This is a genomic window from Paralcaligenes ureilyticus, from assembly GCF_004346225.1.
Classification (GTDB): domain Bacteria; phylum Pseudomonadota; class Gammaproteobacteria; order Burkholderiales; family Burkholderiaceae_B; genus Paralcaligenes; species Paralcaligenes ureilyticus.
The window spans coordinates 339,120-359,644 of sequence record NZ_SMAJ01000003.1; the positions used below are offsets into that span (position 1 = coordinate 339,120).

General features: G+C 58.5%; 14 protein-coding genes and 1 tRNA gene. 10 read left to right on the top strand and 5 right to left on the bottom strand.

Annotated features, from left to right (window positions below; genetic code table 11):
• The first annotated feature begins 7 nt into the window (after nt 1-7).
• Genes EDC26_RS06200 through EDC26_RS06210 form a run of 3 tightly spaced genes read left to right on the top strand, consistent with a single transcriptional unit; the run spans nt 8 to nt 3,434 of the window.
• Nucleotides 8-1,927, top strand: a complete 1,920-nt coding sequence (locus EDC26_RS06200; RefSeq protein ID WP_132580507.1) for an ABC transporter permease — start codon at nt 8-10, stop codon at nt 1,925-1,927.
• A complete protein-coding gene (locus EDC26_RS06205) occupies nt 1,924-2,700 on the top strand; it encodes an ABC transporter ATP-binding protein (protein ID WP_132580509.1) in 777 nt (258 codons plus the stop codon). Before EDC26_RS06200 ends, EDC26_RS06205 begins: the two co-directional genes overlap by 4 nt.
• The gene (locus tag EDC26_RS06210) at nt 2,697-3,434 is read left to right on the top strand and encodes an ABC transporter ATP-binding protein (protein WP_243700805.1); all 738 of its coding nucleotides are present in this window, start codon (nt 2,697-2,699) and stop codon (nt 3,432-3,434) included. The genes EDC26_RS06205 and EDC26_RS06210 overlap by 4 nt, the downstream gene beginning before the upstream one ends.
• A 193-nt stretch (nt 3,435-3,627) precedes the next feature.
• Here the strand turns inward: EDC26_RS06210 and EDC26_RS06215 are convergent, their stop codons facing one another.
• Nucleotides 3,628-7,209 carry an indolepyruvate ferredoxin oxidoreductase family protein gene (locus EDC26_RS06215; protein ID WP_132580513.1) on the bottom strand — a complete coding sequence of 1,194 codons (3,582 nt, stop codon included), beginning with the start codon at nt 7,207-7,209 and terminating at the stop codon, nt 3,628-3,630.
• 99 nt (nt 7,210-7,308) lie between these two features.
• Between EDC26_RS06215 and EDC26_RS06220 the strand changes: the two genes are divergently transcribed.
• On the top strand, nt 7,309-8,268 hold the full coding sequence (locus EDC26_RS06220) for a LysR family transcriptional regulator (protein WP_132580515.1): 960 nt from the start codon (nt 7,309-7,311) through the stop codon (nt 8,266-8,268).
• Between the two features lie 53 nt (nt 8,269-8,321).
• Here the strand turns inward: EDC26_RS06220 and EDC26_RS06225 are convergent, their stop codons facing one another.
• Complete coding sequence (locus EDC26_RS06225) at nt 8,322-9,626, bottom strand: phospholipase A (protein WP_132580517.1); 1,305 nt, start codon at nt 9,624-9,626, stop codon at nt 8,322-8,324.
• Nucleotides 9,627-9,759: 133 nt separating this feature from the next.
• Here EDC26_RS06225 and EDC26_RS06230 point away from each other — a divergent pair.
• Nucleotides 9,760-9,836: transfer RNA gene (locus tag EDC26_RS06230), tRNA-Arg, on the top strand.
• 19 nt (nt 9,837-9,855) lie between these two features.
• Here the strand turns inward: EDC26_RS06230 and EDC26_RS06235 are convergent.
• Complete coding sequence (locus EDC26_RS06235; RefSeq protein ID WP_132580519.1) at nt 9,856-10,785, bottom strand: primase/helicase family protein; 930 nt, start codon at nt 10,783-10,785, stop codon at nt 9,856-9,858.
• Nucleotides 10,786-11,056: 271 nt separating this feature from the next.
• Here EDC26_RS06235 and EDC26_RS06240 point away from each other — a divergent pair, with 271 nt between their 5' ends.
• Together EDC26_RS06240 and EDC26_RS06245 are read left to right on the top strand one after the other, a co-directional pair.
• Nucleotides 11,057-12,865, top strand: a complete 1,809-nt coding sequence (locus tag EDC26_RS06240; RefSeq protein ID WP_165930936.1) for a sensor histidine kinase — start codon at nt 11,057-11,059, stop codon at nt 12,863-12,865.
• On the top strand, nt 12,862-14,211 hold the full coding sequence (locus EDC26_RS06245) for a sigma-54-dependent transcriptional regulator (RefSeq protein WP_132580523.1): 1,350 nt from the start codon (nt 12,862-12,864) through the stop codon (nt 14,209-14,211). The genes EDC26_RS06240 and EDC26_RS06245 overlap by 4 nt, the downstream gene beginning before the upstream one ends.
• 13 nt (nt 14,212-14,224) lie before the next feature.
• On the opposite strand, the gene EDC26_RS06250 is transcribed toward EDC26_RS06245, so the two are convergent.
• Nucleotides 14,225-15,229 carry an NADPH:quinone reductase gene (locus EDC26_RS06250; protein ID WP_207915074.1) on the bottom strand — a complete coding sequence of 335 codons (1,005 nt, stop codon included), beginning with the start codon at nt 15,227-15,229 and terminating at the stop codon, nt 14,225-14,227.
• A 49-nt stretch (nt 15,230-15,278) separates the two neighbouring features.
• Nucleotides 15,279-16,496, bottom strand: a complete 1,218-nt coding sequence (locus tag EDC26_RS06255) for a trans-sulfuration enzyme family protein (protein WP_132580525.1) — start codon at nt 16,494-16,496, stop codon at nt 15,279-15,281.
• Nucleotides 16,497-16,853: 357 nt separating this feature from the next.
• Here EDC26_RS06255 and EDC26_RS06260 point away from each other — a divergent pair, with 357 nt between their 5' ends.
• The 3 genes from EDC26_RS06260 (at nt 16,854) to EDC26_RS06270 (ending at nt 20,391) form a co-directional block, all read left to right on the top strand.
• On the top strand, nt 16,854-17,081 hold the full coding sequence (locus tag EDC26_RS06260; RefSeq protein ID WP_132580527.1) for a hypothetical protein: 228 nt from the start codon (nt 16,854-16,856) through the stop codon (nt 17,079-17,081).
• Between the two features lie 419 nt (nt 17,082-17,500).
• Nucleotides 17,501-18,754 carry a malonyl-CoA decarboxylase domain-containing protein gene (locus EDC26_RS06265; protein WP_243700806.1) on the top strand — a complete coding sequence of 418 codons (1,254 nt, stop codon included), beginning with the start codon at nt 17,501-17,503 and terminating at the stop codon, nt 18,752-18,754.
• Between the two features lie 104 nt (nt 18,755-18,858).
• A complete protein-coding gene (locus EDC26_RS06270) occupies nt 18,859-20,391 on the top strand; it encodes a malonate--CoA ligase (protein ID WP_132580529.1) in 1,533 nt (510 codons plus the stop codon).
• Nucleotides 20,392-20,525 lie beyond the last annotated feature (134 nt).

Genomic DNA, 20,525 nt, shown 5'->3' on the forward strand with positions numbered 1-20,525 from the left:
CGACCCCATGCATCTTAGCGGCTTTCTCGTTCAGTTTCTGAATGGCCTGGCAGAGGCGTCCTCGCTCTTCTTAGTGGCGGCGGGCTTGTCGCTTATTTTCGGCGTCACGCGTATTGTCAACTTCGCGCATGGCTCGCTGTACATGCTGGGCATATACATTGCATATACGTTCACGCAGCATTGGGGGCAGGGGCCGTTGGGTTTTTGGCTATGCCTGATGGCGGCCGCGCTGTGTGTGGGAGCGCTGGGCGCTGCGCTGGAAATCGGGTTGCTGCGGCGCATTTACCGGGCGCCGGAAATGTTCCAGTTGCTGGCGACCTTCGCGCTGGTATTGGTCATTAACGATGCCACGCTTTGGCTGTGGGGCCCCGAGGATTTGCTGGGACCGTTGGCCCCGGGCCTGAGCGGTGCGATTCCCGTGTTCGATCGCTATCTGCCCGTTTACGATCTGGCGCTGATTGCCCTTGGCCCGGCGGTGCTGGCATGCCTTTGGCTGCTGTTGACCCGCACGCGCTGGGGGACGCTGATACGCGCGGCGACTCAGGACCGTGAAATGCTGGGTGCCCTGGGAGTTAATCAGGCCTGGCTGTTTACGGGCGTGTTTGCCCTGGGGGCTTTTCTCGCCGCCTTTGGCGGGGCCGTGCAGATACCGCGACAGCCGGCGAGTCTGGGCCTGGACATGAGCGTCATTGGCGATGCGTTTGTGGTGGTGGTGGTCGGGGGCATGGGGTCGATTCCCGGCGCCTATCTGGCTGCGTTGATCATTGCGCAGGTCAAAGCGCTTTGTATTGCGCTGGGTGTGGTGTCTTTCGGCGGCTTTGAGTTTGCTTTTCCTAAACTTACTTTGGTGGCCGAGTTCATATTCATGGCGCTGGTGCTGGTGTTTCGCCCCTGGGGCTTGCTGGGCAAGCCCTTGGCGGCCATACGCAATACCGAAGCGCCTGAAACGCCTCTGGAGCGATCGCGAGGCGGGTTCAAGATGGCCATGCTGGCGCTGGTACTGGCCTTGATGGCTTTGCCTCTGCTGGCCCACGCCTTTCCTTATGCGCCGGTGTTGGCGCTGGATATTATCGTGGCCGTTTTGTTTGCGGCCAGTTTGCATTTCATGATGGGGCCGGGCGGCATGCCTTCTTTCGGGCACGCGGCGTATTTTGGTTTGGGTGCCTACGCAGCGGCCCTGCTTTTGAAAATGGCCGGCTGGCACATGGTTGCCGCCTTGGTCGGCGCCCCACTTGTGGCTGGTGCCGGAGCCGTGATTTTCGGCTGGTTTTGCGTGCGCCTCTCGGGTGTGTATCTGGCCATGCTCACATTGGCCTTTGCGCAAATTGTATGGTCGGTGGCGTATCAGTGGGATGCTTTCACCGGAGGCTCCAACGGCATTATCGGTATCTGGCCGCCTGACTGGCTATCGGGCGGCAACTATTATTATTTTGTGCTTGCCGTAGTGGTGCTTGCTTTGCTGGCCTTGCGGCGAGCCGTCTTTTCTCCCTTTGGCCTGACCCTCAGGGCAAGCCGCGATTCAGCCCTGCGCGCCGATGCGCTGGGGGTCAATGTCAAGGGTGTGCAATGGGCTGCCTTTGTCGTGGCCGGCGCATGGGCCGGGCTGGCGGGCGCCTTGTATGTGTTTTCCAAAGGCAGTGCCTCGCCCGATGTCATTTCCATAGGAAAATCGGTAGACGGACTGATTATGGTGATGCTCGGGGGCGTGCAGACGCTGGCTGGGCCGCTAGTCGGTGCGGCCGCATTCAAAATGCTGCAAGATTACTTTTCGGGCTTCACGCAGTATTGGCACGCTTTGTTGGGCGGTGTAATTCTGCTGCTGGTTCTGGCGTTTCCGCAAGGGATTGCAGGTTCTTGCAAGCGGCTGCTGGCTTCGTACAAGACGCAATCGCCCGGGCCGGTTCAAGATCGGCGAGGTTCAGCATGAGCTTGCTCGCGGTCACCGACCTTAAGAAAAGCTTTGGGGGCAACGTCGCGGTCGATGGCGTCGGCTTCGAATTGGCGGCCGGAGAGTTGCTTGCGCTGATCGGCCCCAATGGGGCCGGAAAATCAACCATATTCAATATGATCGGCGGACAGCTGGCCGCTGATTCGGGGTCGATCATGCTGGGTGACATGGCGTTGAGGGGCTTGTCTTCGCGCAAGATCGCCCGTCTGGGGGTCGGGCGAACGTTTCAGATTGCGGCCACCTTCTCGTCGATGACGGTGCTGGAAAATGTCCAGACGGCTTTGGTGGCGCGGCACGGGAGGGTCTATTCGTTCTGGCATCCCGCGCACGAAATCTATCGTTCGGATGCGCTCGCGCTGCTGGCCCAGGTTGGCATGCAGGAACACGCTTTCAAGCCTTGCCGCGAGCTGGCTTATGGCGATGTAAAGCGCGTTGAACTGGCGATGGGGCTGGCCAATGATCCGAAGTTATTGTTAATGGACGAGCCCACGGCCGGCATGGCGTCTGCGGAGCGCCACGCTTTGTTTTCCCTGATAAAAAGCCTGGCAGAAAAGCGCCGGATGGCGGTGCTGTTTACGGAACACAGCATGGACGTGGTGTTTGCCTACGCCGACCGGATCATCGTTCTTGCACGCGGCACGCTGATTGCGCAAGGCAGTGCCCAGGATGTGCGCAATCATCCGAAGGTTCAGGAGGTTTACTTTGGCAGTGGCAAGACCTTCGAAGCGCCGGTTTTGGGAGCGGCATCGTGAGTGTTGCTGCGGCAGTTGTGCTGGCGGTGCATGGCCTGGATGCCTGGTACGGCGCGGCGCGCGTCCTGTACGGAATTGATCTGGAAGTAAGGCGCGGCGAAGTCGTCGCCTTGATGGGGCGCAACGGAGCCGGTAAGTCGACGACGCTCAAAGCGATCATGAACCTGGGTTTGAGGCGTTCCGGGCAGATACGCTTTATGGGAAACTCGATTACGGCGAGCAAGCCCTTCCAGATTGCCCGCCTGGGCTTGGGCTATGTACCTGAAGACCGCCGCCTGTTCACCGACCTCAGTGTCCGTCAAAATCTGGATTTAGGGCATCAGCCGGCGCGGCATTGGCCTGATGGCCGGCCGGTTTCGGCCTGGACCATCGAGGCGCTGTTCGATTTGTTCCCGATTTTGCGGCCGTTGGAAAACCGGCAGGCGGGTACCTTGAGCGGCGGTGAGCAGCAGATGCTGGCGGTGGCCAGAACCTTGATGGGAAACCCTTGTGTCTTGCTGCTCGATGAACCGTCCGAAGGCGTGGCCCCGCTGGTTGTGGAACAAATGGCCGCCATGATTCTGGCCTTGAAGCAGCAAGGAACCGGCGTTTTGCTGTCGGAGCAAAACATCCATTTTGCGCAACTCGTCGCCGGCCGGACGTATGTGCTGGAAAAAGGCGTTGTGCAATATAGCGGCACGATGCAGGAGATGCGGCAAAGCCCCGAAGTCATTCGGAGCTATCTGGCGATATGAGGGACTGCGGTTTTGGCGGGATGGCAGGTTGAGGCACGGATGGCAGCCACAAGGGCTGCCGCTACATGATCGACGGGCATGTATTGGCTATATTTAAAAACGGATTCGACGGGCACGTATTGACGATATTTAAAAACGGATCGGAACGTGATGTGGCGGCAGCCCTCGTGGCTGCCATCTCGTCCGACCACCCCTACGCCACCCGGCTTAACTCCGCCTCACCACGATAACGCTGCAACAACATCTCCCTGCGTTTTTGCGCGGCCGCCAGATTCGCGTCCTTGATATGCCCAAAGCCCCGTATATCGTCAGGCAGTTTGGCCAGGTCGATGGCAAACCCTATATTGTGTGTGTTGACGCTTTGCGCCAATTCCCGCACCAGTGCCAGATAATCGTCCACCAACTGGCGTTCCTGCTGGCGCTCGGCGGTTTTGCCAAAGACATCCAGCGCCGTGCCGCGCAAGCCCTTGAATTTCGCCAGCAGTTTGAACGCGTGCATCATCCATGGGCCGTACTGTTTTTTAATCAAATGGCCTTTGTCATCTTTTTTGGCCAGCAGCGGGGGCGCCAGATAGAACTTCAGTTGGTAGTCCTTGCCCGGCTCTCCTTCAAACTGCGCACGCAGTTTATCGGTAAAGGCCGGGTCGGCATAAAGCCGCGCCACCTCGTACTCGTCCTTGTAGGCCATGAGTTTGGCCAGGTTCTGTGCAATAGCGCGCGTCAATTCTTGCGCCTGGCCATCGCTTATTGAGTTCCGGCTTGTCTGGATCGATTTCACCGCGTCGACATAGCGTTTCGCGTAGGCGGCGTTCTGATATGCCGTAAGCATTTGAGCATTTCGTTCAATGAGCGCGGCCAGCGTTTCGGGCATGGCGATAACCTGCGCCATGGTTTCCGGCATCCCGTGGGTTTCGGATTCTTTCAACTCCGGCGCAATCGCCTCTGGCCCGCGTTTGGCAATGGCACGGCCCCACTCGAAGGCGGCCAGGTTTTTTTCCACCATGACGTCGTTGAGCTCAATGGCGCGCACGAGGCTTTCATGCGAAAGCGGTACCCAGCCTTTTTGCCAGACATAACCCAGCATCAACGGGTTCGTGTAGATGGCATCGCCCAATAACTGGACAGCGAGCGCCCGGGCGTCGATGAACTCGCAATCCTGGCCTATGGCTTCTTTCAGATTGTGTTCGGCCGAAGCTTCCGGGAACTGCCATTTCGGGTCTTTGATGAATTCGGCGGTGGGCGTATTGGCGCTATTGATGGCGGCTTGTGTCACCCCTTTTTGAACGCTCGCCAGCACTTCGGCCGAGGTCGACACGATAGAGTCGCACCCGATGATGAGTTCGGCCTCGCCGGTGGCGATCCGGGTCGCGTGAATGTCGTCGGGCGTAGCGGCTATCTGTACGTGGCTTAATACGGCTCCGCCTTTTTGCGCCAGGCCGGTCATGTCGAGGATTGTCACTCCCTTGTTTTCAAGGTGTGCGGCCATGCCCAGCAGCCCGCCTATGGTGACGACGCCTGTGCCGCCTATGCCGGTCACCAGGATGCCGTAGGTGCCGTGTATGGCGGGCAGCGCGGGGACAGGCAAATCGGCCGTATCGGGCTTGCCGCCTTGCGGAGCGTGGGTTTTGGGTTTTTTAACCTGCGCGCCTTCGGCCATGACGAAGCTGGGGCAAAAGCCGTTCACGCAGGAAAAATCCTTGTTGCATGAGGACTGGTTGATCTTGCGTTTGGTGCCTTGCGGCGTTTCAAGGGGCTCGACGGATAGGCAATTGGATTTGACCGAGCAGTCGCCGCAACCTTCGCAGACGGCGTCATTGATAAAGACACGGCGGGCGGGATCGGGATAGGTGCCCCGTTTGCGGCGCCGGCGTTTTTCGGTGGCGCAGGTCTGATCATAGACGAGAATTGTGGTGCCTTCGATCTCACGCAATTCGCGTTGTACCCGGTCGAGCTCATCGCGGTGGTAGACAGGGGCGTTGCCCGCTAGCGCCACGCCTTGGTATTTTTCCGGCTCGTCGGTGACGACGACGATTTTCCTGGCGCCCTCGGCATGCACTTGGGCAATGACGTCGGTGACTTTCAGGGTGCCGTCTACGGGTTGGCCGCCCGTCATGGCGACCGCGTCGTTATACAGAATTTTGTAGGTGATGTTGGCGTTGGCGGCGATTGCGGCACGTATGGCCAGGATGCCCGAATGAAAATAGGTGCCGTCACCCAGATTCGCGAAAACGTGCTTGGTCGTGGTGAATGATTTCTGGCCGATCCAGGCCGCTCCTTCGCCGCCCATCTGGCTGAAGGTCGAGGTGTCGCGATCCATCCAGATGGTCATATAGTGGCAGCCTATGCCGGCCATGGCACGCGAACCCTCGGGCACCCGGGTGGAAGTGTTGTGCGGGCAGCCCGAACAGAACCAGGGCTTGCGCTCGGCGACGGCAATGGGCTGCAATCGCTCTCGTTCCTTTGCATCGATAATGGCTACGCGTGCGGCGATCCGGGCCCGGATGTCTGCAGGCAGAATGGCTTTTTCCAGGCGTTTGGCAATGGCGCGGGCGACGTGGGCGGGCGACAATTCGCCTTGGGGTGGCAGCAGCCAGTCGCCGCGAGGTATCGACCACTCGCCCGCCGCGTTGTCCTTTTCGTTGAACTTGCCGTATACCTTGGGGCGCACATCGTCGCGCCAGTTGTAAAGCTCTTCTTTCAGGGCATATTCCAGGATTTGCCGTTTTTCTTCGACCACCAGGATTTCGTCCAGGCCGGTCGCAAACTCGCGCGCATCCAGCGCATTCAAAGGCCAGACGCAGCCAACCTTCAGCAGGCGTATGCCGATTTGCGCGCAACTGCGTTCATCCAGACCCAGATCGGCCAGCGCCTGGCGGGTGTCCAGGTAGGCCTTGCCGGCGGCCATGATGCCTAATCGCGCCTGGGGTCCATCGATAACGATGCGGTTGAGTTTGTTGGCGCGCACGTATGCCAAAGCGGCATACCATTTGTAGTTCATCAACCGCGCTTCCTGCACGAGCGGCGGATCGGGCCAGCGTATGCTCAGGCCGTCGGGGGGCAAGGCGAAATCGGACGGGATGACGATGTTGGCGCGATCGGGGTCGATATCGACCGAGGCGGTGGATTCGACCACATCGGTCACGCATTTCATGGCCACCCACAAGCCTGAATAGCGGCTCATGGCCCATCCGTGCAGGCCGTAATCCAGATATTCCTGCACGTTGGCGGGGTATAGAACGGGCAGGCCGGCGGCCTGGAAGACGTGTTCGGATTGGTGCGCAAGCGTGGATGACTTGGCGGCATGGTCGTCGCCCGCCAGCACCAGCACGCCGCCGTATTGAGACGTGCCGGCCGAGTTCGCATGCTTGAATACGTCCATGGATCGATCGACGCCTGGCCCCTTGCCGTACCACATGCCAAACACGCCGTCGCGCGTCGCATCGGGATAGAGGTTGACTTGTTGCGATCCCCACACGGCGGTGGCCGCCAGGTCTTCGTTTACGCCAGGCTGGAAGACGATATCGTTGTCGGTCAGGTGCTGTCTGGCTTTCCACAATGATTGATCAAGCCCGCCCAGCGGCGAGCCGCGGTAGCCCGAAACAAAGCCCGCCGTATTCAGCCCGGCGTGCTTGTCGCGCAGCTTTTGCAACATGGGCAGGCGCACCAGGGCCTGCGTGCCGCTCATGTACGCGCGGCCTTTTTCGAGCGTGTATTTGTCGTCAAGGCTTACCTTGGCGAGCCGGGACAGCACCGCCTGATCAAGGGGGGCATTCATCTCGATTGTCTCCTGTAAGGATAATTTATTTTATTAGTGTATGTATTTATATTGGTATCGTAAAATCAAATTTTCAGGTATCAGGTATTAAAAAAACAGATGAAAAGCGAAGTCACGTTGAGACAGTTCCGGTACTTCATCGCTGCGGCGAGCTCAGGGCAATTTTCCACGGCAGCGATCTCCGAACATGTATCGCAATCGGCCATTACCAGCGCCGTCCAGAGCCTGGAGAAGCAATTGAAGGTACGTTTGTTCGATCGTCTGCCGCATGGTGTGGTGCTGACGACGCAAGGGCAAGTGTTTTTCCACCATGCCCGACATGTCATGGACTCGGTCAACGATGCCATGCGGCATGCCAGCTTGCGCACCCAGACTGTGCAGGGAACGATCCGGATTGCCGCTACCTATACGGTATTGGGCTATTTCCTGCCGGATTTGCTGAGCCGTTTCAAACACAGCTATCCGCAAGTGGAGATAGACCTGGTGGACATGGACAGAATTACGCTGGAACAGGCACTGGCCGACCAGAGCATAGACCTGGGAGTCGGGTTGATATCCAATATCGCCGATGTGCAGCGCTATGGCCATCGATTGCTGGTGCGCTCGCGCCGCAGAGTGTGGACAGCGGCTTCGCACCCTTTAGCCACGCAGTCTGCCATAAGCCTCGATGAGATCGCAAAGTGCCCCTATATATTACTGACGGTGGATGATGCCGATTCTGCTGCTACCGGTCATTGGGGCGCAAATGGCAGCGCGCTCAAGATCGCGATGCGCACCAGTTCTCTGGAGGCCCTGCGCGGCCTGGTCGCGTATGGTTTCGGCGTATCGATATTGTCGGACCTGGTGTATCGCCCGTGGTCGCTGGAAGGCAAGAAGATCATGGCTATTCCCATTGCAGATCCCGTCGCGCCCATGGATGTCGGCCTTCTTTGGCCCAGGCAGGCGGAGCCCAAAGGCCTCGTGGACACATTCCGGCAATTCCTGATTCATGCCTGTGACAGTGAGTCCGAAGCCCCCGCCGCAAGCGCGACCGCGCGGCCAAGGGCGCGGCGCAGATAAGTTGCCGCCCCTACGCATGAAATATTGTATCGGCGGTACGTACAACGAATTTTCTATGGCACCAAAGACAGGCCGATACGGATTTGCGAGCCGCTTCTTTGGTTATAGCCCAGCAGCGTTTCGCCGTAGCCGTTGAAATACTGCACATGCAGATAACCGTTCATGTTCAGGAAGGTGCGCCGCAGCGGCCACGCAGCTTCGATCTGGGTCGCGTGGCCCTGGCTGCCTTGCCGGTACAGACCTGTAAGGACCAGGCCGTCGTCTTGCGCCCAGCGCAGCTTCCAGTCTACACGCCCGTTATAGTCCGCATAATCGGGGTTTTCGCGGGTCGCAAAATAGGCTTTTACACGCGGCGCAAAAGTAAGTGTGCTGCCGCCGTCAAGACGGTAATTGAATTGCGGTTCGACAAAGCCATCGTTCAGCGAGCGCGAGTCCGTGCCGCCCTTGCCGTTGGATTTATGTTCAACGCCGGTGCTCAAGCCCAGAAACCATTTTTTATTCTCATTTTGCCAGAGCGCATCTTTGTGCCAGAAGAGGCTGGGGTTGTACGTGGTATCGACAAAAGGTTTGGAGTTGCCGGCCAGATCCCACAGGGAAGTTTGCGTATAGCCCAAGTACATATGGTCAATGAATGCCGGGTTTTCCGGATCGGCCGGTGTAGACAGGCGGTATTTGAAACTGAGTTGAAAGCGCGCGTTGGCACCCCCTTTGGTGCCTACATCGAAATAGACAGGCTCATACGGGGAAAGGGAGTTTCTGAAGGTCTCGAACGCAGAGGGCGGGGCGTTGACGGTTTGCTGCGCAACGGCAGGGCCTGATCTTACCGACGCGCCGGCGGCTGCAACGACATTGTCGGGCAAGGCCGGATCGCGCTGTTGGCCGGCGCGAGCCGCACCGGCATCGACAACAGGGACATTGGCCGGTGTTCCCGCTATCGGGCTTTTCTCCAGAGGGCTGGTATCGAGCGCCAATAGGGTGGGCTGGCCTTCGATATTGACCGCCTGCAAACCCTTGACGCCTTTGGGTACCACGGCGCGCCAGGCAAACTGAACGAAGTTGTTGACAGGCACGTTGGCTTGACCGGGTGCCGTGTCCAGATAAGCCAGGCTGCGTATGGCTTGCCCGGTGTCGCTGCGCCACTGCAGCACCAGGTTTTTTGGGGGCACCCAGTTCAGTTCGTTTTGCGTGTCGTTGAATAATACGGCGCGCACGACAACGGTCTCGCCGGCGGTGGCGTGTGTTTGATCAAGCCGATAGACGACGCCTGCCTTGGCTACGGGCAGGCCATACAGCGACGCGGCCAGTATGATGATTAAGGCGTGGAACTGAAGGGTTGGAAATCGAGCGGTAGAGATCATGGAGCGCTGGTGCCGATAGAGCAGGGTGCTTTGAACTTTAGCATTGTCGCTGCCCAATTGAGCTACCTGATGTAAGTCTGCCTCGCGCTTTTCCAGATTTTCCGGCAGCAGGGTAAAATGCCTTCCTTTCGATGCGGCAGTAGCTCAGCTGGATAGAGCACGGGCCTTCTAAGCCCGGGGTCGGGGGTTCGAGACCCTCCTGCCGCACCATGATTATTCGCAATTATTCTTATTGGATTGCATCCTTCGCTCGGCCAATACCGGCGCGGATCGCTATTTCGACGGCGGCGCGCCCACGAGTGGATTTTTGCGCCAGGTCATTGAAGCTGATGAATTCTTTGGGTCGCTCGGCCGTCTCGGTTTGAGTGAACGGAGGAAAGACCGCAACACCGGCGACGGCTTCGGCCGCCTTGGTGGCGTTGCGGTAGCCGGCGTGGAATTTGGCATGGAGCCTGCTGCGGTGTTCCAGGTGGCGGTCGTCGTTGCCGCATATCAATATGGGCTTATCGGGGAAGCATCCGCGCAAGGCTTGCGCGACGGGTACGAGGTTGTTGCTGTCAAAGGCGGCAACGGTGGGATGAGAGGTGGTCTCCGTTATGGTGGCGGCCGTGGCGTACCCTTGGGTAAGAATAATGACTGCAGCCTTGGCCAGTACGGCGACACCTTGGCCAGGTGCCGCGCCCAAGACGTGGAAACACCCCGTCTTGAGGTTGTCGGCCTGATAGCATTTGTTGCCGTCCGTATAGATTTTTTGGGCAGCCCATACTTTGCCGTGTATATCTTGTGCGGGAATCACGAGATTGCCATAGCAGTTTTTTTTCAGGCCCTCGTGGGCGCTGATTCCTTTACGGCGTAGATAGGCATGGGCATTGGTGGCGCGGGAGAGGGTAGGCAGCTTGGCCGCCAGCGAGGCGGCCGTGTTCTCGTGTGCGGCGTGTAATTCCCCTTCTTTGTCTGCCGGTTTTTGCCTGGCCTGGGCCTCAAACGAGGCTGCTTTCGCTTTTGGTGTCGGCCTCTCCTGGGCCTGTCGAGCCGGCAATTGCTCGAGGTCCGCTATACCCCAGGCATTCCACAGCGGTTTTTCGAGGGGCCATTTTGCCCCGGGCGCCTTGACCCAATCGTTCTGCGGAAATGACGCCTGCGCTTTTGCCAATGTCATGCTGTCTCCATGGTATTGTGAATGCCACTGTCAAGAGTGGCTGGTTCTGATCACGCAAGAACCGTGCCAGAAACGTGAAGAAAGCAGAATAGGCATCAAAGGCAGGCACGACGGGGCTATCGAGCCCCTCTCGTTATGCCAGGCAGTCGGCTCAAGTGTGTAGATGGGCAGAATCAAGTGTTTCTCATGTGCGGTTTTCCGCCCTCTTGATCCCGCCGACCCTACTGGTTATTCTGCTTCGGTTGAATTTCAACGATCATTGGACGATTGCATGCGATATCTTTTTGCCCGCCGGCGCCTGCGCATTTATTTGCTGTTCGCTGCTTGCGTCGGGATAGGCTATATCGCCGCTTGCATCGTCTTTGCCCGGGAAAGCAGGGCCACGCTCGAGCAAGCACATCAGCGTGCCGTGTTTTATTCCTTGAGTCTGGAGTCGACCCTGGTGAGGTACGAGTCGTTGCCGAAGGTGATTTCGTTCGAAAAGAAAATGAGCAGCTTGCTGGATAATCCGGGCGACGCGGCAGCTCAGCAAGCCGCCAACCAATACCTGCGTGCCGTTCAAGTGACCACCGATTCGCGGGTCGCTTATCTCATCGATGCCGATGGCTTGACTCTGGCATCGAGCAATTGGGATGAATCCGACACCTTTGTCGGCCATAACTATACCTTCCGCCCTTATTTTCGCGATGCGCTGCAATTTGGCCAGGGGCGTTTTTATGGCATTGGCACCACTAGCCACGAGCCTGGTTATTTTCTTGCTACATCCATGCGTACGCCGACGGGCGCGCGCGGGGTTGTCGTCGTCAAGATCAGTCTCAATGAGTTTGAATCGGCGCTTTCGCAGGGCAGCGATACGGTCATGCTGCTTGATTCGGGCGGGATTATTTTCCTGTCCTCGGTTCCTGCCTGGCGATACCATACCCTGGTTACCCTGAGTGCACAGAAACGCGCTTCCGTGAATCAGAATCGTCAATACGGCAATCAGCCGCTCGATCCTTTGGACGGCTCTGTCGGCGATACCGCCGGCAACACTCTGCCGCACACTCTTGATGTGGCGCTTCCAGGAAAACCCAGGCAGGCATTGCTTGCCGAGTATGTGCCGGTGGGGCCGCTCGGGTGGAAGCTGGCCATACTTGTCGACCCGCAGCGGGATCGCCAATTATCCTGGGTGGTAGGCATAGGCGCGGGTTTTGTCGCCGCGTTCGTGGCGGCCCTGTTCATGGTGCGTAACCAGCAGCGCAAGCGCTACGAAGAGCGGCGCCGCGCAAAAAATGAACTGGATCGGGCGCATGCGGAACTGGAAACACGGATCGCCGCGCGCACGACCGATCTCACCGAAAAAATTGCGGCGCTGGATCGCGCCCAGCATATCTTGCGAGAAACCCGCGACAGCGCGGTACAGGCGGGAAAATTGGCCGTATTGGGTCAGATGGCGGCCGGCATTACGCATGAACTCAGCCAACCCCTGGCCGCCCTGACCACGCTTTCCGACAATACGGTTCACCTGGTCAAGCGTGGAGAGATCGATGAAGTCAGCAAGAATGTTTCTCTGATCAGCAAGCTTGCCGCCCGCATGGGTAACATCGTGTCCAGCATCAAGGCTTTTTCCCGCAAGGACAATGTTGGGCGCGAGCCTGTCAATGTCAGTAATTCCATTCATCAAGCGCTGATGTTGGTCGAGCCCCGCCGCAAGCAGGTTGCGGCCAAGGTTCAACTGGTGCATACCAGCTCGGAAGTGCTTGCCTGGGGCAACCCCATACGGCTCGAGCAAGTCCTGGTCAATCTGTTGCGCAATGGCCTGGATGCCGCGGCCGATCAGCCAGGTAGCGTGCTGTCTGTGGCCGTCCACGTGCAAGAGGGCCGTGTGCGCATCATCGTACGCGATCAGGGTCCGGGTATCCCGGACGACGTACGCGAGCATCTTTTTGAACCGTTCTTCACCACCAAGCCCACGGGCCAGGGTATCGGGCTTGGTCTGGCCATTTCTTTGGCAATCATAGAAGAAATGGGCGGCCAGCTGCAGATATATAATGCGCCCGGTCGCGGCGCCGAGGCCACCATTGTCCTGGAGCATGTATGAGCACGGAAAACCCCATCTCCATCGCCGAAGGCGGTCTCGTGTACTTGATCGAGGACGATGAAATCGTCATGCATGCGTGTGGGCAGGCCCTGCGCTTGGCGGGTATTCCGGTGCATGGTTTTGGCGATGCGGAAACCGCGCTGGCCAGCATTGGCGGCGAACGGCCGGCGGCCGTGATCTGTGACGTGCAGCTTCCCGGTATGGACGGGATGTCGTTACTGGTCGATTTGCTGCGTCTGGACCGCAATCTACCGGTGATTCTGATTACCGGGCATGGCGATATTTCCCTGGCGGTAAAAGCCATGCGGGCCGGGGCCTACGATTTCATCGAGAAACCTTTTCATTCCGAGCGGCTGGTCGATGTGGTTCGCCGGGCCATGGAGCGCCGCGCTCTGGCCACTGAAAATCAGCGCCTGAAAGATCAATTGCAGGAGTTGCAAGTTACCCCTTTGATTGGACAGTCTCCCGCGATCCAGCAGGTTCGCAAACTGATCGCCGCGTTGGCGCCGACCTCGGCCGATTTGCTGGTTTGCGGCGAAACGGGTTCAGGCAAAGAGGTGCTGGCAAAAGCGGTCCACACCGCCAGCGGCAGGCGCGGCGCCTTTGTTGCGCTAAATTGCGCCGCCGTGCCGGAAAACATTTTCGAGAGCGAAATGTTTGGCCATGAGGCCGGTGCGTTTACGGGAGCCAGCCGCCGTCGCATCGGGAAAATCGAATATGCCCAGAGCGGCACGCTGTTCCTGGATGAAATTGAATCCATGCCGCTGAATCTGCAGGCGAAATTGTTGCGCGTGTTGCAGGAACGCTATGTTGAACGGCTAGGCAGCAATACACCGATACCGGTCGATTGCCGGGTAATAGCCGCAACCAAGCTTGATCTCAAGCAGGCCTGCGACCGGGGCGAATTCCGGGCCGACCTGTATTACCGCCTGAATGTCGTGTCCATCGAGTTGCCGCCCTTGCGCAAACGGATCGATGACATTCCGCTCCTCATGGCGTATTTCATTGCCGACGCGGCGCGGCGCTATCAGTGCGAGCCGCCGCAATGGTCCAGTCGCGACTTGCTGCGCTGGCAACAGCACGACTGGCCGGGCAACGTGCGCGAATTGAGGAACACGGCCGAGCGATTTTGCCTGGGCGTTGAAGACGGGCTGGTGCAGCCCCCTGACAATGCTGATTCATTGGCCTATCGCCTGGAACAGACTGAACATGAGTTGATACAGGAAGCGCTGCGCAGTTGCGCAGGCAATGTGGTGCACGCGGCTAAAGTATTGAAGATTTCACGCAAGACGCTGTATGACAAGCTGAATCGCCTCGCGATCGACCCCAGCGGCTTTCGGCAGTGACCGGGCCTTTCAATCAGTTTTCGCCCATGGCAATGACGATCTTCCCGACGGTTTTGCCCGACTCCAGAGCTTCGTGGGCATCGACGATCTGGTCCAGTGCAAACCGGGCCGCGATATTGTGCTTCAGTTGCTGCTTGGCCAGAGCGTCGGTGACAGCGGCAATGGCCTTGGCATGAGCGTCGCGGCTCATTGCATAAACCAGAACGTACCGTACCGTGGCGTTGAGCCTTACCAACTGCCAGAAAGGCACGGCGGGAACCGGGGTCTGGTCTGACGCGTAGGACGCGATGACTCCGTTCGTTTTTAGGACTTTCAGGCTCGTATCCAGATTTGTACCGAACGCAACGTCGATGATGCGATCAATACCGCGGCCGTCTTCGACCCCGGTAATTCCGGCTATGCCGGCAACAATATCGTCTTTCAGGCGATAGAGGACGTGATGTGCGCCGGCATTCTGTGCAATCCGTGCCTGTTCTTGAGTCCGGACGGTCGCTATGACGGTCGCACCTTCCCGCCTGGCGAACTGGATGGCGTAAAAGCCGACTGCCCCGGCGCCGCCCGTGACCAGGACGGATTTTCCATTGAGCGGGCCATCGGCCGTCACGCAATAATGAGCCGTCAAGGCAGGGACGCCCAAGCCGGCGCCTTCCTCGAAGCTTGTCGTGGCCGGAAGTGGAACAGCGTTGATGGCTGGGATGCTGGTGTATTCGGCGGCACAGCCAAAAGGGCGGCCCAGCTGCGCTTCATATATCCAGACGCGTTCACCGATACGGCTGGCGTCCACACCTTCGCCAACGGCTTCGATGACGCCGGCCCCGTCTTGATGAGGAATGACCCGGGGGAAAGTATTTGGGCGAGCTCCGGCGCCGCTGCGCGACTTCGTATCGGAAGGGTTGATTCCGCTGGCGTGGATTCGCACCAGCACCTCGCCGGCCCAGGCCGTTGGCTTGGGCAAGTCTCCGACCTGAAGTACATCGCGCGCCGGTCCTCTATCGTCATACCAGGCAGCTTTCATCATTATTTCCGTAAGTATGTGGGGTGGGTTTTTCAAGTGTACCGGCTCTGTGTCAGGCTTGCTTTAACGCCGCCAGCGCTCGTCCCAGATCGGCCTTCAGATCGGTGATGTGCTCCACGCCCACCGACATGCGTACAAAATTGGCTTCAATGCCGGCCGATTCCATTTGCGCTTCGGTCATGGTGCCGGCCCACATGGCGGCGGTATGCACGATCAGGGTTTCCACTCCGCCCAGGCTGACCGCGTGGGTGGCCAACTGCAGCGAGGCAACGAACCGGCTGGTCAGGTCAAACCCGCCTTTGATGGAAAAGGCAATGACGGCGCCGAAGCCCTTCATCTGGCGTTGCGCCAGTTCGTATTGCGGATGGCTCTTCAACCCCGGGTAAAACACGCGTTCGATTTGCGGCTGGGTTTCCAGCCAAGCGGCCAGCTCCAGCGCGTTGGCATTGATGCGTTCGAGCCGAAGCGACAAGGTCCGCAACCCCCGCAATAGCAGCCATGCATCCATGGGCGAGAGCACCGAGCCGATGGTGACGTGCATCTGCCAGATTTGTTCGGCCAGCTGCGCCGAGCAGCAGACGGCGCCGGCGGTGATGTCGTGGTGCCCGCCGAAATATTTGGTGGCGCTGTGCACCACGATGTCGATACCCAGCGCGTGAGGTTTTTGATTCAGGGGCGAGGCGAAGGTGTTGTCCGCGATGGTCAGTATCCCGCGGGCCCGGGCCAGTTCGGCCACCGCCGCCAGGTCGGTCAGCGACAGGGTGGGGTTGACCGGTGTTTCCACCATGATGAGGCGGGTTTCGGGCCGAATGGCGGCAGCGATGGCGGCCAGATCGGTCTGATCGACGATACTGACGTCGACGCCGAATCGCGGCAGTACTTCTTCAAACAGCTTGGAGGTGCTCATGTAGTGGCGTTTCTGCGCAATGACATGGTCCCCCTTGGTGACCAGGCTTAGCACGGTCGTGCTAATGGCTCCCATACCCGAGGCCATCAACAGCGCGGTTTCAGTGCCTTCGAGTGCGGCAAGAATCGCTTCGACGCGTTTGTGGACGGGATTTCCATATCGCGTATACAAGCCCGCCGGGCGAGACATATTGGCCATCGCGGCGAACTCGGCAGGCGAGTTCGCCCTGAAAGTGGCGCTGTAATGAATGGGCGCCACGACGGATGGGTCGGTCGCCAGCGCTGCGTCGCCATGCAATACCAGGGTTTCATCATGCCAGTCGGCTTGTATGTCGTCGACTGTGGCGGGTGTGACGGCCTTCATTGTTTGCTCCTGTAATAGTGAGAATTGCGCGTGATCGAACGCAATGGATGCGCAGTGAATCGAGCCTTCTCATGATACCCCCCGACTCGAGTGAGCTTTGATCGTGTTTCAGCCTGCTTCAGACTTGTCACCGACTGTGTTGGCGCATTGGACGCAAACCTTTGTGAATCAAGGCTTACGGTGGCTTGCGGGCTGCCAGGACGAATTAAATAGCTACAGATAATGCACATCTTTGCATATGGGGCTCGAACTAAATGGAGCGGGCACGGTTCTTAATCACATGAGTCGCGCAATGTCTGCCGGCTCAAATCTCCCGGGTGCGCGAGCACTCCGGGAAAGTTTCCAGGAGTCACTTAAATGATCAAACAATCGCGTATTGCTCTTGCCCTTTCTGCTTCTGCCTTGTGCTTGGGTGTGGCGCTCGCGCCTTCTGCCTTTGCAGCCGGCGCCGCGCCGGCCGCCGGGACGGCTGCGTCGGCCACGCACGCGAAAGCCAAGCATGCTGCCAAACACAAGATGAGTGCCAAGAAAGCGGCCCCGGCCGCCGGTTCGAAGGCCGCGGCTGCGGCAAAAACGCAAAAGTAAGCAATTTGGGTGGTTCCGTTAAAGTTCCTTTGATGTTGCACTGAAAGGGCCGGCTTCGAGTTTGAAGCCGGCCCTTCTTTGTTGTAGCGGCAGCCCTCGTGGCTGCCATTCGTCCAATAATACATACCGCGCGACCCGTGTGGCACCCATCTATCTGATAAATATGTGGATGTCGTCTTAATTGCCAGGGTTTTTGCCACCCACAAGGGGTGGCGCTACATTATTCGCGGGTACGTTTTTGTAGCGGCAGCCCTTGTGGCTGCCATTCGTCCGATAATACGTAGCAGTGGCAATTGCTTTTAAGATATTGACTTGCCGTCCAAATTTACGCATTATCATTGCTGCGGGGACTTGTTTTTTTGGGAGGAACGGAACTGATTACCCAACCCGACTCACACACTGGCGAGTCTGCCCCATCCTTGCCCGAACATACTCTGGAAAAAAACCGCGAGCCCACTCACGGTCTGATTGCCCGCCTGGGGCGATGGCTGGAGCGCGATCGCCTGCCCGCACCCGTCGAAACCCAAACTCTGTTTGCGGCGCGGCTGACCGACGTGGCGGCCAATCGGCTGGCCAGGCAATGGAGCACACGCTATACAACGGCCGACGACGCCGAACGGCGGTTCTTGCTGGCCGAGCTGGCCCAGACCAGTGCGGGCATAGAGCCGCGCGACGATCTGGGCGTGCGTCTGTTCAAGCGCCTGAACGCCCAAACCGATGGCTTGCGATTCCTGGTGGGCTTGCGGGCCGATATGTTGCGTTGGCGCAAGCAGATTGCCGGGCTGACCTTGCTCGAGCGCGAGCTGGAGGGTTTGCTGTCGAACTGGTTCGATGTGGGCATGCTGGAACTCAAGCCCATCAATTGGGATTCGCCGGCGTCGCTGCTCGAAAAGCTGATTCAATACGAAGCAGTGCATGAAATCCACTCGTGGGACGAATTGCGCCGCAGGGTCGCGAAAGATCGTCGTTGCTACGCTTTTTTCCATCCTGGCATGGATGATGTGCCGCTGATATTCGTCGAAGTGGCTTTTGCTCCGAAGATGGCCGATAACGTTCAGGTGTTGCTGGATATGCAAACGCCGCCCGACGATCTTAGCAAGGCTCGCTGGGCTATTTTTTATTCCATTTCGAGTACGCAGGCGGGTTTGCGGGGCATCAGCTTCGGAAATTTCCTGCTCAAAAGGGTTATTGACGAACTGCTCTCCGAATTGCCGAACCTTAAATCGTTCGCGACTTTGTCGCCCATACCGGGTTTTGCGGCCTGGTTGGGCAAGCAGGACGGCAAAGTCTTGCAAGAGTTGCTGCATGATCGGACCGATAATCAATATGCGCAGGATAGCGTCCGCAGCGGGTTGCGATGGGTGGCGCAATTGCAGAAGGCGGCGGTCGGCGACGCTTCCGACGTGGTGCAGCGTGCCGGCCTGAAGTTGGCGGCTCACTATCTGACGTCGATAAAAAGTGGCCAACTGATCGATCCCGTAGCGCGATTTCATCTGGGCAACGGCGCGCGCATCGAGCGCATCAACTGGGCAGCCGATTGCTCGCCCAAGGGTTTGCAGCAGTCTTGCGCGATGATGGTGAATTATCTGTATAGCCTGGACGAACTGGATGAAAACCTGTTGCAGCTTGCGGCAGGAAAGCCCAGGATCGCCCGGCATCTAAGGTGGCGATGAGTGCGCCTGCCTAGTCTGTATTAAGAGCAACCGGCCGATCGGGCCACGTGCGTCGCGACAAGCCTTGCGAGTCGCGACGCACAGTTTTTGGAGAGGTTATCTGAGTGAGCAACGCTAATCTGTACGCTGTGCTGGAGTCGGGGTTTCCCGTTGATCGAAGCGGGGTCGCTATCCAGACGCCAGAGCGCGACTACAGCTGGGACGATATCGATCAACTATCGGCGCGCTTTGCCAATCTGTTGTGCGGGCTTGATCTGCCCGCGGGTGCCCGCGTGGCGGTACAGGTTGAAAAATCCCCCGAGGCCCTGATGCTGTACTTGGCCACGATACGTGCAGGTCTGGCTTACCTGCCCCTGAATCCGGCCTATCGGGCCGGCGAAGTGGAGTATTTTCTGGGCGATGCCCAGCCGTCCGTGCTTGTATGCACCAGCAAGAATCGCGACTGGATCGATGACCTGGCCCGGAAATCGCACACGCCACACGTCTACACGATGGATCAGGATGGCAGCGGCACGTGCCTGACGGCGGCGTCGCAACAGGCCTCGCGCTTTCAGACAGCGGTCAGCCAAAGTGACGATGTTGCGGCTATTCTGTATACCTCCGGCACCACCGGGCGCAGCAAGGGCGCCATGCTGACGCATGGCAATCTGGTCTCCAATGCCCGGGTTCTGAAAGACTACTGGGGTTGGCGTGCGGACGATGTGTTGCTTCACATGCTGCCGATTTTCCATGTGCATGGGCTGTTTGTCGCGTCGCACGGCGCGCTGCTGGCAGGCGCCCGCATGATCTGGCTGCCCAAGCTGGATATCGAGCAGGCGCTGCATTACCTGCCGCAAAGCACCCTGATGATGGGGGTACCCACGTATTACGTGCGTCTGCTCGCCGATGCGCGGTTTACCCAGGAACTGTGCCGCAACATGCGGCTGTTTATTTCCGGCTCGGCGCCGCTTCTGACCGATACGTTCAAAGAATTCCAGACTCGCTCAGGCCGCACGATACTTGAGCGCTACGGCATGAGCGAAACCATCATGCTTACTTCCAATCCCTGCGATCCTGCTTTGGGCGCACGCGTGGGAGGCACCGTTGGGCCGGCCTTGCCGGGCGTGTCGGTTCGTGTGGTCGACGATGCCAATCAAGTCCTGGCCACTGGCGAAATCGGCCATGTGCAAGTGCGCGGGCCCAACATTTTCAAGGGCTATTGGCACATGCCCGAGAAGACGCGCGCGGAATTCACCACCGACGGCTGGTTCAAGACGGGCGACGTTGGGCGTTTTGGCGGCGACTCGCACATTCCCGATCATTATCTTTCGATCGTGGGACGCAGCAAAGATCTGATCATTTCAGGCGGCTTCAACATCTATCCCAAGGAAATCGAAACCATCATCGACGAAATGGCAGGCGTGGCCGAATCGGCGGTGATCGGGGTGCCTCATCCGGATTTCGGAGAAGCGGTCGTGGCGGTCGTCGTACCCAGGGCGGGTGCCGCGATCGATGGCGCAAGCCTGCAAGCCGAACTGAAATCGCGCATCGCCAACTTCAAGGTGCCCAAACGGGTCCATGTCATAGACCAATTGCCGCGCAACACCATGGGCAAAGTGCAAAAGAACGTGTTGCGCGAGGCGTATAAGGACAAGTAGCGTGTTGCACGCCACGATCGGTCATGACACGTTATAGAGCAGATTTAACTGGACACCAATGATATTGACTGTTTACATTAGTAAGGAATGGCTCGTCAAACAAGTATAGAACCGTAGTCGATAGTCTGCTGGCA